Genomic DNA, 13,085 nt, shown 5'->3' on the forward strand with positions numbered 1-13,085 from the left:
TTCTGGGGGTGGACTCCTCCGGCAGGCGCCGGACGTGGCGGTGCTGCGAGCGGAATACGGCGAGGCGGGCCTACTGGAGGAGGACGCCGATCCGGACCCGATGGGGATGTTCCATCGCTGGTTCGAGGAGACCGTGGCGGCCGGGCTGCCCGAGCCGAACGCGATGATCGTGGCCACCGGGTCCGCGGTCTCCGGCCCCTCGGCCAGGTACGTCCTCCTCAAGGGGGTGCGCGCGGACGGCTTCGTGTTCTTCACCAACCTCGCCTCCCACAAGGGCGCCGACCTCGCGGCCGACCCCCGATGCGCGCTCCTGTTCCCCTGGCACCCCCTGGAGCGCCAGGTCCGCGTCGAGGGGAGGGCGAGCCTGCTCCCGGCCGCGGACGTGGCGGCGTACTTCGCGACCAGGCCGCGCGGCTCGCAGTTGGGCGCCTGGGCCTCCCCGCAGTCGCGGGTGGTCGCGGGCCGCGCAGAACTGGAGGGGACCTACGCCGAGATGGAGAGGCGTTTCGGCGGGGCCGAGGTGCCGGTGCCCGAGGAGTGGGGCGGATATCTCGTACGGCCGGAGATGATGGAGTTCTGGCAGGGCCGTCCGGGTCGGATGCACGACCGGCTGTGCTACCGGCGGGCGGGCTCCGGCTGGCGGCGGGAGCGGCTCGCTCCCTGACCCCTCCCGCACCGCCCGCAGGTCCTCTCGAAGGTCCCAGCCCCTCTCCTTCCGGGAAGACGGCCGCGCGCGGAGGCCCTTCGGCGCTGGCGTAAGTTGGGCAGGCTATGTCTTCGATCTGCGCCACCGGGCGCTCCCACGAGATCGCAGAGGTCGGCTGATGCTCCTCCGACTGCTGCGCGAATATCTCTCCCCCTACCGTCGCTGGCTCGGGATCGTGGTGGTGCTCCAGTTCCTCAGCACCTGCGCGATGCTCTACCTCCCCAGCCTCAACGCTGCGATCATCGACGACGGGATCGCCCAGGGCGACACCGGCTACATCCTGCGCGCGGGCGGCATCATGCTCGCCGTCACGCTGGCTCAGGCGCTCTGCTCGGTCGGCGCGGTCTGGTTCGCGGCGCGCAGCGCGATGGCCTTCGGCCGTGACGTCCGTGCGGCCGTGTTCGCACGGGTGTCGAGCTTCAGCGGCCGGGAGGTGGCCCAGTTCGGGGCGCCCTCGCTGATCACCCGCAGCACCAACGACGTGCAGCAGGTGCAGATGCTGACCCTGATGAGCTGCACGATGGCGGTGACCGTGCCGATCATGATGGTCGGCTCGATCCTGATGGCCATGCGCCAGGAGATCGCGTTGTCGTGGATCATCGCGGTCCTTTTGCCCGTCCTGCTGGTGGTCGTGGCGTTCATCGTGAGCCGGATGGTGCCCAACTTCCGGCAGATGCAGACCCGGATCGACGAGGTCAACCGGGTACTGCGCGAGCAGATCACCGGTATCCGGGTCGTGCGCGCGTTCGTGCGCGAGCGGCAGGAGACCGAGCGGTTCCGGACGGCCAACGACAGCCTCACCGACGTGTCGGTCCGGGCGGGCCGGTGGATGGCGACGATGTTCCCGGTGATGCTGCTGGTGGTCAACGTCGCCTCGGTGATGGTGATCTGGTTCGGTGGCCACCGGGTCGACGAGGGCCTGATGCAGGTCGGCCCGCTCACGGCGTTCCTGGCCTATCTGATGCAGATCATGATGAGCGTCATGATGGGCACCTTCATGCTCATGATGATTCCCCGGGCGGCGGTCTGCGCCGACCGGATCACCGAGGTGCTGGAGACCGAGAGCACCGTCGTACCGGCCGTCGACGGGGTCACGGAGACCGCGACCCGCGGCCACCTCGACCTGGAGGGGGTCGGCTTCACCTACCCCGGTGCCGAGGCCCCGGTGCTGCAGGACATCACCTTCTCGGCCCGGCCCGGGCAGACCGTCGCCCTGATCGGCTCGACCGGAGCCGGCAAGACGACCCTGCTGAGCCTGGTGCCACGCCTCTTCGACGCCACCGCCGGCAGCGTCCGCGTCGACGGATTCGACGTGCGCGACCTCGACGAGGAGACGCTGCACGCCCGGCTCGGACTCGTGCCGCAGAAGGCCTTCCTGTTCTCGGGCACCATCCGCTCCAACCTGCTGCACGGCCGACCCGGGGCCACCGACGACGAACTGTGGCACGCCCTGGAGATCGCCCAGGCCCGTGACTTCGTCGAGCGGATGGCACCCGAGGGCGGCACCGGCCTCGACGCTCCGATCGCCCAGGGTGGGGCGGGGGTCTCGGGCGGGCAGCGGCAGCGCCTGGCGATCGCCCGCGCCGTCGTACGCCGGCCCGCGATCTACCTCTTCGACGACTCCTTCAGTGCCCTGGACACCGCCACCGACGCCCGCCTGCGGGCCGCGCTGGCCCCGGAGACCCGGGAGGCGACGGTGATGATCGTCGCCCAGCGGGTCGCGACGATCCGCGACGCCGACCTGATCCTGGTGCTCGACGACGGCCGGGTGGTCGGCCGGGGCACCCATGAGGAGCTGGTCGCGAACAACCCGACCTATCAGGAGATCGTCGAGTCCCAGCTGAGCGCGGAGGAGGCCGCGTGAGCGCCACGGACCAGCAGAGGAAGAAGGGCGACCTGCAGGCCACCGAGCGCGTGCAGAGCGGCGGCCCCGGCATGGGACCGCCCGGGATCGTCGGGCAGAAGGCGATGCGATTCGGTCCCTCCGCCAAGCGGCTGATCCGCCGGATGGCCCCCGAGCGGGTGCGCGCGATCTCCGTGATCGTGCTGGCGGTGCTGAGCGTCGCGCTCAACGCGCTCGGCCCCAAGCTGCTCGGCTCGGCGACCGACCTGGTCTTCGCCGGTGCGTTCGGCCGGCAGCTGCCCGACGGCATCACGGCCGACCAGGCGATCAGCGGGTTGCGCGCGTCCGGCCAGGACGAGCTCGCGGACGTCCTCACCACCCTCGACCACGTGGTGCCCGGGCAGGGCGTGGACTTCGGTGCGGTCGGGCGGGTACTCCTCGCCGTCCTGACCGTCTACGCCTTCGCCGCGGTCTTCGGCTGGCTGCAGGGCTACCTGCTCAACGACGTCGTCCAGGGCACCGTGCGGCGGATGCGTGCCGACGTCGAGCAGAAGGTCCACGAACTGCCGCTGGAGTACTTCGACCGGCAGCCGCGGGGGGAGCTGTTGAGCCGCGTCACCAACGACATCGACAACATCTCCCAGACGTTGCAGCAGACGATGAGCCAGCTGCTGACCTCGATCCTCACCGTCTTCGCGGTGCTCGGCATGATGATCTGGATCAGTCCGCTGCTCGCCCTGATCGCCGTGGTGTCGGTGCCGGTCGCGATGGTGCTCGCCGGCCAGATCATGAAGCGCTCCCAGCGACAGTTCATCGCCCAGTGGCGTCGTACCGGCAAGCTCAACGCCCACATCGAGGAGACCTTCTCCGGGCACGCCCTCGTCACCGTCTTCGGGCGGCAGCGTGAGGTGCAGGAGGCCTTCGACGAGCAGAACGACGGGCTGTACCAGGCGTCGTTCAAGGCCCAGTTCATCTCCGGGCTGATCATGCCGGTGATGATGCTGGTCGGAAACCTCAACTACGTCGTCATCGCGGTCGTGGGCGGTCTCCGGGTGCTGAGCGGTTCGCTGTCGGTCGGCGACGTGCAGGCCTTCATCCAGTACTCACGCCAGTTCACCCAGCCGCTGACCACGGTCGCCTCGATGATGAATCTGCTGCAGTCCGGTGTCGCCTCGGCCGAGCGGGTCTTCGAACTCCTCGACGCCGAGGAGCAGCGTCCCGACGTCGACTCCTCGCTCGTCGGGTCCTCGGGGACCACCGGGAGGGTGCGGTTCGAGGGCGTGAGCTTCCGGTACGACGAGGACGTGCCCCTGATCGAGCGGCTCTCGCTGGTGGCCGAACCGGGCCAGACGGTGGCCATCGTCGGCCCGACCGGGGCCGGTAAGACCACGCTGGTCAACCTGGTGATGCGGTTCTACGAGCTCGACGACGGCCGGATCACCCTCGACGGGGTGGACATCGCGACCATGCCGCGGGCGGCCCTTCGCAGCCGGATCGGAATGGTCCTCCAGGACACCTGGCTCTTCGAGGGCAGCATCCGCGACAACATCGCCTACGGACGTCCGGACGCCACCGAGGACGAGATCCTCCGGGCCGCGCGGGCCACCTTCGTCGACCGGTTCGTGCACTCCCTGCCCGAGGGGTACGACACCGTCATCGACGGGGAGGGAGGTGCGCTGTCCGCGGGGGAGCGGCAGCTGCTGACCATCGCCCGCGCCTTCCTGGCCGCTCCCGACCTGCTCATCCTCGATGAGGCGACCAGTTCGGTCGACACCCGCACCGAAGTGCTGGTGCAGCAGGCCATGGCCGCGCTGCGCAGCGACCGCACCTCCTTCGTGATCGCCCACCGGCTCTCCACCATCCGTGACGCCGACCTGATCGTGGTGATGGAGAGCGGCCGGATCGTCGAGCAGGGCACCCACGAGGAACTCCTGGCCGCGCACGGCGCCTATCACCGGCTCTACGAGGCGCAGTTCGCCGCACCGGAGGTGGACCCGGACGTCGACCCGCGGTCCGAGCCCGCCGGCGCCGCCGGCCCCGGGCCGAGCGCGGGCTGACCGGGAGGACCGCCTGGAAACCCCGTTGTGAGGGTACGGCGGGCGGCGTACGGTCGTCGTACACGAGAAAGGAGGTGATCCGGAGAATGATTTCTCATCGGACGCGTGAGGTGGCTGCTCGCTAGCAGCTGTCCTGTGACAGGGGATCACCCCTGACTCGCAGACGTCGGCTACCGGCAATCCCCGGCAGCCACCCGACCCGCAGACGCACCGGGCTCGTCCCCCGGCCGGCTCCCCGGAGCCCGTCTGCGGGTCGTTCCATTTCCTGGTGCGGTGCAACTTTCCCCGGTGCACCGGGGAAAGTTGCCCCCCGGAGCCGCAATAGCAGGAGTGCGCGCCGACGCCTCGCGAGTGTGACCCGGGTGACGCACCTGAGCGGACCCTGAAAGTTGTCTGAGTCAACGAAGAGCCATTATCGTTGACCGGGTCAACCACCGCGTGGTGGTGCCGGCCGACGCGTTCAGCAGCCAGCGCGTCCGGCGACTCCCGCTCCAGGCAGCTCTCGCCCCACCGCACAAGAAGGTTCCGTGTCCCAGAACGCCAGCGCCGTCCCCGTCGAGGGTCAGATGACCCACCGGCAGATCCTCGAGGCCCTCTCCGGTCTCCTCATCGCGATGTTCGTCGGCATGCTCTCCGGCACGGTCGTCACCAACGCCCTTCCGCGCATCGTCGGTGACCTGCACGGCAGCCAGACCGGGTACACCTGGGTCGTGGTCGCGACCATGCTGGCGATGACCGCGACCACGCCGATCTGGGGCAAGCTCGCCGACCTGTTCAGCAAGAAGCTGCTGGTGCAGATCGCGCTGGCCGTCTTCGTGGTCGGCTCGGCCCTGGCCGGCATCTCCCAATCCATGGAGATGCTCATCTCCGCCCGCGTGATCACCGGGATCGGGGTGGGCGGCACCATGTCGCTCATCCAGATCATCATCGGCTCGATGGTCCCCCCGCGCGAGCGCGGCCGCTACTCCGGCTACATCGGAGCCGTCTTCGCGCTCGCCACGGTGAGCGGCCCCCTGATCGGCGGTGTGATCGTCGACAGTTCGCTGGGCTGGCGCGGCTGCTTCTACGTCGGGCTGCCGTTCGCGATGGTCGCCTTCATCGTCCTCCAGCGCACCCTCAAGCTCCCCGTCTACAAGCGCGAGGTGAAGATCGACTACCTCGGCTCCTTCCTCCTGGTCGGCGGAGTGAGCCTCCTGCTGGTCTGGGTGTCGCTGGCCGGCGCGGAGTTCGCCTGGTGGTCGACCACGACCGCCGTGATGGTCATCGGGGGTCTGCTCATCCTGGCCGCCGCGGTCTTCGTCGAGGCGAAGGTGGCGACCGAGCCCGTCGTACCGATGTGGCTCTTCAAGGACCGCACCGTCAGCCTCGCCACCCTGGCCACGATCTTCGTCGGCATCGCGATGTTCGGTGCCACCGTCTACCTCAGCGAGTTCTTCCAGATGTCGCACGGCATGTCGCCGACCGAGGCCGGCCTGATGTCGCTGTGGATGGTGCTCGCCATGATGGGGCTGGGAATCCTGAGCGGCAAGGTGATCAGTGACACCGGCCGGTGGAAGATGTGGCTGGTCGGGGGGCTCGCCGCGGTCGTCGTGGGCGTGGCCCTGCTCGCCACCATCGACCACACCACCAACCTGGTGCAGGTCGGCTGCTACATGGCGATCCTCGGTGCCGGCGTCGGAGCGACCCAGCAGAACCTCATCCTGGCGGTCCAGAACAACGTCGACCAGGCCAACATCGGCGCGGCCACCTCGGTCATCTCCTTCTTCCGGACGATGGGCGGCACCATCGGTGTCTCCGCCCTCGGTGCGCTGCTCTCCAGCCAGGTCGCGCAGAACGTCGAGAACGGCGCCGCCGACCTCGTCGCCTCCGGCCAGGTCACCCCCGACCAGCTCGCCGGACTCGGCGACGGCGGCGTCCCGCACCTGGACGGACTGCCCCAGCCGGTGGCCCAGCTGTTCGCGGCCGCCTTCGGTGACGCCACCGGGCACATCTTCCTGCTCTCCCTGCCCTTCGCCGTGCTGGCGCTGATCTGCGTCACACTGATGAAGGAGACCAGGCTGCGGACCACGCTCGACGACGCGGAGTTCGAGCGGGTCAACCCGGACGCAGCCCACCGCGCCGCCCACGCCAGGGGCGAGTCGCTCGCCGTCTCCGAGCCTGAGCCCGCCGCGGCCGGGGTCGCGCCGGCCCGCTGCCAGGGCGAGACGGGGACCCCCGCCGGGACGGCGCGGTGAAGTCGCGCCCCGATTCACTTCGGCAGCTGGAGAACGAGTTCAACATCCTCTGGCGCCGCGTCAAGCGGGTCAGCGCGGAGCGCGCCCGAATGGTCCATCCGGAACTGAGCGGTCCGACTTATTCGATGCTCAACTGGCTGGTGACCGAGGGGGCAGCCCGCGCCTCACGGCTGGTGGAGATCTTCGAGATCGACAAGGCAGCGGTGAGCCGCCACCTGCACCACCTGGAGGCGCTCGGCCTGGTGGACCGCACCCCCGACCCGGACGACGGTCGCGCCACCCTGATCGTGCCGACCGAGGAAGCGATCCGGCGCATCGTGGAAGTGCACGAGGCTCGGCGTCAGGTGCTCGAGGAACGGCTGATGGACTGGAGCCCGGAGGACCTGGCGCGCTTCGCCGACGACCTGGCGCGCTATAACAAGACCCTCGATTGATCCAGCCGGGATCGAGTGGGTGCCGCCACGTCCGCGCCGGTTGGACGAGCGTTTCTGGAACCACCCTAGAATAGGCCCGTGAGCGACCTCATCGACACCACCGAGATGTACCTGCGGACCATTTACGAACTGGTCGAGGAGGGGATCGTCCCGCTGCGTGCGCGGATCGCCGAGCGGCTGCACCAGAGCGGCCCGACCGTCTCCCAGACCGTGGCCCGGATGGAGCGCGACGGTCTGCTGACCGTCGAGGGCGACCGCCACCTCGAACTCACCGACGAGGGCATGCGGCTCGCCACCCAGGTCATGCGCAAGCACCGTCTCGCCGAGCGCCTCCTGACCGACGTGATCGGCCTGGACTGGGAGCTGGTCCACGAGGAGGCGTGCCGCTGGGAGCACGTCATGTCCGAGACCGTCGAGCGACGTCTCATCAAGCTGCTGGACCACCCGACCGAGTCGCCCTACGGCAACCCCATCCCGGGTCTCGACGAGCTCGGCGAGGATGCCGTCGGGGAGTCCTTCATGACCGGTGTGGTGCCGCTCTCCACGGTCGCCTCCGGTGAAAAGAGCACGGTGCTCATCCGCCGGATCTCGGAGGAGATGCAGAAGGACGAGCAGTTGATGAGCGCCCTGCGCCGGGTCGGAGCGACCCCCGACAAGACGGTCACGGTCCTGACCACCGAGGAGGGCATCCTGGTCGCCTCCGGCGGCGAGTCGGCCGAGCTCATCCACGACGCCGCCGAGCACATCTTCGTCCGCCGGCTCTGACCTGAATGCCGCGAGCGGGTCGCCGCGCTGGTGCGTTCAAAGGACAGGGTGCACCGGCGGCGCCACGCTGCCGCGGGCCCTGATTCCCCTAGGCAGGGTCAGGGCGTGGAGCGCAGCGCGGCCAGGTCGGTCAGGAACTCGCTGGTGCCCATGTCCAGCTTGTACGACGCCAGCCCGTCCCCACGGGTCGTGCCGCGGTTGACCACGACCACCGGGGTGCCGGCCCGGGCGGCGCGGCGGGCGAAGCGCAGCCCGCTCATCACGGTCAGGCTCGACCCCGCGACCAGGAGCGCGCCACCGTGGTGCGCGAGCGCGTCGACGGCGGCGTAGCACCGATCGACCCGATCGCGCGGCACGTTCTCACCGAAGAAGACCACGTCCGGCTTGAGCGCGCCGCCGCACACCGGGCAGTCCGGGACGAGGAAGCCGTCGGTCTCCTCCAGTTCCACATCCCCGTCCGGGTTGACGCTGACGTCCGCGTGCCGCTCGATCCACCCCGGGTTGAGTGCGGTGAGCAGCGCGTGCATCCAGGCGCGCGGGGTCACCGTGCGGCAGCCCAGGCAGACCACGTCAGAGACCCGTCCGTGCAGGGCGACCACGCGTCGACTGCCGGCCCGCTCGTGGAGGCCGTCGACGTTCTGGGTGATCAGGAGTTCAGGGTCGATCGTGGCGAGGGCGAGGTGGCCGGCGTTGGGCTCGGCGCGGTGCATCAGGCCCCAGCCCAGGTGGCTGCGTGCCCAGTAGCGCCGTCGCGGCACCGGGCCGGAGACGAACTCCTGATAGGTCATCGGGGTGCGCTGGGGGCTGTCCGGTCCGCGGTAGTCGGGGATGCCGGAGTCGGTGGAGAGGCCGGCGCCGGTGAGTACGACGAGCGGCCGGTCGCGCAGGAGCGCCAACGCATCGTCGTAGGGCGAGGAGGTCGCGAGCGGCGCCTCGGCGCTCATGCGGAGTACCGGGCGGCGGCGCGGGCCCGCGCCTTGGCCGCTTCGACCTCCCGGTCCTTCGGTGCGGCGGTGGTGACCAGCGCGTCCAGCAGGTGCTGGGTGGCGGCCGCGACCTCGGCGACCGCCCGGTCGAACGCAGCCTGGTTGGCCTGTGAGGGCTTGGTGGACCCGCTCACCTTGCGGACGTACTGGAGCGCCGCCGCGGAGACCTCGTCCGTGGTCGCCGGGGGCTCGAAGTTGTGGAGCTGGCGGATGTTACGGCACATGCCCCCAGCCTAGGCCGCGGGTCGAACCCGGGCCCCCGGGAGCGCCCTTCTCCCCGGACGGGGCACCGAGTCCGCAGCGGGCCGAGGTGGTCAGCGCCGCATCCGGACCAGTTGCGCGCTCACCTCCGCGGCGATCGCGCGGCTGAGCGAGGCGACGTCGTCGTCCTCATGCTCCGGGACGACCTTGTGTACGGCGCCGTTGGCGGCCAGGTCGACCGCTCGGACGTGCTGCCGGGCGGCCATCTGCGGAGCGTGGTCGACGTCGCGGTGGACGATGACGCTCGCGCCCTCCGGCGGCAGCGGCGAGAGCCAGGCGTGCTGGGCGGCGATCACGGTCTGTGCCGGCAGCAGGGCCAGTGCGCCGCCGCCGCAGCCCTGGCCGAGCAGCACCGCGCAGGAGGGCACCGTGAGGGTCGTCATGGTGGCGATACAGCGGGCGATCTCGCCGGCGACGGCGCGTTCCTCGGCGTGGGGGGAGAGTTCTGCACCCGGGGTGTCGATGACGGTGACCAGCGGGAGCCGAAGCTCCTCGGCGAGCTCCATGCCCCGGCGAGCCTCGCGAAGCGCCGCCGGCCCCATCGCCTGCCCGCCGTGCTGCCTGGTCCGATCCTGGCCGACGAGGACACAGGGCTGTCCGTCGAGCCGGGTGAGGGCGAGGATCACGGTCTCGTCGCGCTCACCCTCGTCGGTGCCGCTCAGGCGCAGGGTGTCGCTGCCTCCGTGCCTGAGCAGGTCCCGGACACCGGCCCGATCGGTGCTGCGGGTGCGTTCGATCGAGGCCCACGCATCCCCGGTCTCAAGCGCTGCGGCGCCGCGCCGGGGGAGCACCGAGGGTTCGGGCGGGTCGGTCAGCACCCGCAGTGCCTGGTCGAGGAGGTCGGGCAGTTCCTCCACGGCGACCACGGCGTCGATGACGCCCTTGGCGGCGAGGTTCTCGGCCTGCTGCACGCCCTCGGGGAAGGGCTTCCCCTCGAGCGCCTCGTAGACCTTCGGCCCGAGGAACCCGATCATCGCCCCGGGCTCGGCCACGGTCACATGTCCCAGCGAGCCCCAGGAGGCGAACACACCGCCGGTCGTCGGGTGGCGCAGCTGCACCAGGTAGGGCAGTCCGGCAGCGCGGTGGGCGGTGATGGCCCGGGTGATCTCGACCATCTCGACGAAAGCGGGGGTGCCCTCCTGCATGCGGGTGCCGCCGGAGGAGGTGGAGGCGAGTAGCGGCAGTCCTTCGGCGGTGGCGCGTCGTACCGCGGCCTCGATGCGCCCGGCCGCGGCCCGGCCGATCGACCCGGCGAGGAAGGCGAACTCGTTGACGACCACGGCGACCGGCCGCCCGCGGACCCGACCGCGACCGGTCAGGACGGACTCATCAGTGCCGGCCTTCGCGGCGGCTGCCTGCAGCTCGGCCAGGTAGTCGGCCGGGTGGTCGGACACGTCGATCGGCCGGTCCCACGACTCCCAGGAGCCCTCGTCGAGCACCAGCTCGAGCAGCTCCTGGGCACGCCACCGCTTCCGGACGAGGGTCACGACGGGTCCTCGGCGACCCAGGAGCGCAGGGCCTTGCCATGCTGGTCGAGGGTCGGCGGCGCGGCGTGCTCGCGACGGGTGACCTCGCTGCCGTCCTGCGCGAAGAACCGCAACGGCGGGCCGGGCAGGGTGAGGCTGCCCAGGGTGTCGTGGTCGACGTCGATGAGCAGCCCCTGGCTCCGGGTCTGCTCCCAGGCGTACACCTCGTCGAGGGTGCGGACCTTGCCGGCGGGCACGCCGACCTCGGCGAGCCGGTCGAGCAGTGCCTCGGCGTCCCAGTCGGCGAAGACCTGTTCGACCACCTCGACCACCCGCTGGTGGGCGGCCACCCGCTCGCCGTTGGTGGCGAGTCCGGCCGTGTCGGGGTCGAGGCCGAAGCCGGCGCAGAACCGGTGCCACAGTCCCTCGCTGCCCACGGCGATCTGCACGGCCCCGTCGCGGCAGCGGAAGAGCCCGTACGGCGCGATCGAGGGGTGGTGGTTGCCCTGTGCCCGGCCGACCTGGCCGGCGATGGTCCAGCGGGTGCCCTGGAACCCGTGCACGCCGACCACCGAGGCCAGCAGCGAGGTGCGCACCACCTGTCCGGCACCGGTCCGCTCGCGCTCGTGCAGCGCGGCCAGGACGCCGTAGGCGCCGTACATCGCGGCCAGCAGGTCGCCGATCGGCGTACCGACCTTCTGCGGGTCCTCGGGACCCGAGCCGGTGAGCGACATCAGGCCGGCCTCGCCCTGGGCGATCTGGTCGTAGCCGGCGCGCCCGCCGTCGGGGCCGTCGTGTCCGAACCCGCTGATCGAGAGGATCACCAGGCGCGGGTTGCGCGCCTGCAGGGTCTCGAAGTCGAGGCCGAGCCGGTCCATGACGCCGGTCCGGAAGTTCTCGACGAGGACGTCGGCACGGTCGATCAGGCGCAGGAGCACCTCCCGGTCCGCGGTGTCCTTGAGGTCGAGGGTGATCGACTCCTTGTTCCGGTTCGCGGAGAGGAAGTACGTCGACTCCCGCTGGTCCTCCCCGCCCACGAACGGGGGGCCCCAGCCGCGGGTGTCGTCCCCGTGGCCGGGAGCCTCGACCTTGACGATCCGGGCGCCGAGGTCTCCCATCATCATGGTGGCGTGCGGCCCGGCCAGGGCACGGCTGAGGTCGACGACCAGGACGTCGTCGAGGGGGCCGGTCATGCGATCCTCCTGTGGCTGAGGTGATTCATCGGTGACTCCTTGATTCATGGGTGGATCGGTGGCCGGGTCGGTAGGGCGCGCCTTGGGCGGCTGCGCCACCGGTCAATAGCCTTGTGCCCGGCACGTGAACTGTGGCGGCGTACGCGGGCGGGCCGGCGACAGCGTAAACCTGGCTGAGGAGGTGGGAGGTGACCGCGGTGATTCTCGACGACCTGGACCGCCGGATCGTCTGTGCGCTCCAGGTGGACGGACGGGCGCCCTGGCGCAAGATCGCGCGAGTGCTCGGGGAGTCCGAGCGCACGGTCGTGCGCCGCGGTGGCGATCTGCTGGCGCAGGGGACGGTGCGGGTCGCGGCCCTGCGCATGCAGCCGCAGCAGGCGCTGCTCCGACTGCAGTGCACTCCCGGCGGTGCGCCCCTCGCGGCCGAGGCACTGGCCGGCCGTTCCGAGGTCACCTTCTGCTACCTGATGTCCGGCAGCGCCGACGTGGTTGCCGAGTTCGGCATGGGCGCGGACGAGTTCGCCTCCGCGCTGATCTCCAAGCTGCCCGCGACCCCCGGCCTGGTGCGGCTGGTCAGCTATCCCGTGCTGCGCTATTTCCGCACCATCCGCGGCTGGCGTGCCGGGGGGCTCAGCCCGCAGCAGGTCGCCGCGCTGTCGACCCCGCTGACCGTCGACGTCGTGCCGGGCCAGGTGCCACCGCTGGCGCCGCGGGACGCCGACCTGGTGGAGGTGCTGGCCGAGGACGGCCGGGCGCCTCTGGAGTTGCTCGCCAGGCGCGCCGGCGTCTCCGAGGCGACCGCGGCGCGCCGTGTGGAGATGCTGCTGCGCAGTCACCAGATCCAGATCCGCGCGCTCGTCGAGCCGGCGGGCCTGGGCCTCCCGGTCGAGGCGATGCTGTGGATCACCGCACCGCCCGACCACATCGCCGACATCGGCCAGGCGCTGATCGCCCACCCCGAGGTCCGCTACGCCGCCGCGGTGGCCGGCCCTCACCAGATCGTCGCCGACATCACCGTGACCGACGTGGACAGCGTGCACCGGTTCATCACCGGCGGCGGCTGGACCCGCGACGTCACCGCGGTCGACATCGGCCTGGTGCTGGATGCCCGCAAGCGAGGCGGCCGGATCCTGTCCTGAC

The 13,085-nt window shown here is 70.8% G+C and carries 11 protein-coding genes; 7 read left to right on the forward strand and 4 right to left on the reverse strand.

Annotated elements, in window-relative coordinates; translation table 11 throughout:
* Positions 1-40 precede the first annotated feature (40 nt).
* The 6 genes from pdxH (at position 41) to G515_RS0105275 (ending at position 8,039) form a co-directional block, all read left to right on the forward strand.
* Positions 41-664, forward strand: a complete 624-nt coding sequence (gene pdxH, locus G515_RS0105250) for a pyridoxamine 5'-phosphate oxidase (protein ID WP_245565217.1) — start codon at positions 41-43, stop codon at positions 662-664.
* A 160-nt stretch (positions 665-824) separates the two neighbouring features.
* Positions 825-2,570: an ABC transporter ATP-binding protein gene (locus G515_RS0105255; protein ID WP_028659308.1), complete on the forward strand. Its 1,746-nt coding sequence runs from the start codon at positions 825-827 to the stop codon at positions 2,568-2,570.
* Positions 2,571-2,641: 71 nt separating this feature from the next.
* Complete coding sequence (locus tag G515_RS19645; RefSeq protein WP_084653202.1) at positions 2,642-4,606, forward strand: ABC transporter ATP-binding protein; 1,965 nt, start codon at positions 2,642-2,644, stop codon at positions 4,604-4,606.
* Positions 4,607-5,133: 527 nt separating this feature from the next.
* On the forward strand, positions 5,134-6,840 hold the full coding sequence (locus G515_RS19650; protein ID WP_245565218.1) for an MDR family MFS transporter: 1,707 nt from the start codon (positions 5,134-5,136) through the stop codon (positions 6,838-6,840).
* Complete coding sequence (locus G515_RS0105270; protein ID WP_028659309.1) at positions 6,837-7,274, forward strand: MarR family winged helix-turn-helix transcriptional regulator; 438 nt, start codon at positions 6,837-6,839, stop codon at positions 7,272-7,274. Before G515_RS19650 ends, G515_RS0105270 begins: the two co-directional genes overlap by 4 nt.
* A 78-nt stretch (positions 7,275-7,352) precedes the next feature.
* Positions 7,353-8,039 carry an iron-dependent transcriptional repressor DtxR gene (locus G515_RS0105275; RefSeq protein WP_028659310.1) on the forward strand — a complete coding sequence of 229 codons (687 nt, stop codon included), beginning with the start codon at positions 7,353-7,355 and terminating at the stop codon, positions 8,037-8,039.
* A 98-nt stretch (positions 8,040-8,137) separates the two neighbouring features.
* On the opposite strand, the gene G515_RS0105280 is transcribed toward G515_RS0105275, so the two are convergent.
* From G515_RS0105280 to G515_RS0105295, 4 genes are all read right to left on the reverse strand, one after another.
* A complete protein-coding gene (locus tag G515_RS0105280; protein ID WP_028659311.1) occupies positions 8,138-8,983 on the reverse strand; it encodes a Sir2 family NAD-dependent protein deacetylase in 846 nt (281 codons plus the stop codon).
* A complete protein-coding gene (locus G515_RS0105285; RefSeq protein WP_028659312.1) occupies positions 8,980-9,249 on the reverse strand; it encodes a DUF2277 domain-containing protein in 270 nt (89 codons plus the stop codon). Before G515_RS0105285 ends, G515_RS0105280 begins: the two co-directional genes overlap by 4 nt.
* A 90-nt stretch (positions 9,250-9,339) precedes the next feature.
* A complete protein-coding gene (locus tag G515_RS0105290; protein WP_028659313.1) occupies positions 9,340-10,773 on the reverse strand; it encodes a carboxyl transferase domain-containing protein in 1,434 nt (477 codons plus the stop codon).
* A complete protein-coding gene (locus G515_RS0105295; RefSeq protein ID WP_028659314.1) occupies positions 10,770-11,945 on the reverse strand; it encodes a CaiB/BaiF CoA transferase family protein in 1,176 nt (391 codons plus the stop codon). Before G515_RS0105295 ends, G515_RS0105290 begins: the two co-directional genes overlap by 4 nt.
* 188 nt (positions 11,946-12,133) lie before the next feature.
* Between G515_RS0105295 and G515_RS0105300 the strand changes: the two genes are divergently transcribed.
* Positions 12,134-13,084: an Lrp/AsnC family transcriptional regulator gene (locus G515_RS0105300; protein WP_028659315.1), complete on the forward strand. Its 951-nt coding sequence runs from the start codon at positions 12,134-12,136 to the stop codon at positions 13,082-13,084.
* Position 13,085: the final 1 nt, after the last annotated feature.

The sequence above is a fragment of the Nocardioides insulae DSM 17944 genome (assembly GCF_000422825.1).
Taxonomy (GTDB): domain Bacteria; phylum Actinomycetota; class Actinomycetes; order Propionibacteriales; family Nocardioidaceae; genus Nocardioides; species Nocardioides insulae.

Coding starts and splice junctions, on each gene's coding strand:
- G515_RS0105255 (WP_028659308.1), top strand. CDS start 825: ATGCTCCTCCGACTGCTGCGCGAATATCTCTCCCCCTACCGTCGCTGG.
- G515_RS19645 (WP_084653202.1), top strand. CDS start 2,642: ATGGGACCGCCCGGGATCGTCGGGCAGAAGGCGATGCGATTCGGTCCC.
- G515_RS0105280 (WP_028659311.1), bottom strand. CDS start 8,983: ATGAGCGCCGAGGCGCCGCTCGCGACCTCCTCGCCCTACGACGATGCG.
- G515_RS0105285 (WP_028659312.1), bottom strand. CDS start 9,249: ATGTGCCGTAACATCCGCCAGCTCCACAACTTCGAGCCCCCGGCGACC.
- G515_RS0105295 (WP_028659314.1), bottom strand. CDS start 11,945: ATGACCGGCCCCCTCGACGACGTCCTGGTCGTCGACCTCAGCCGTGCC.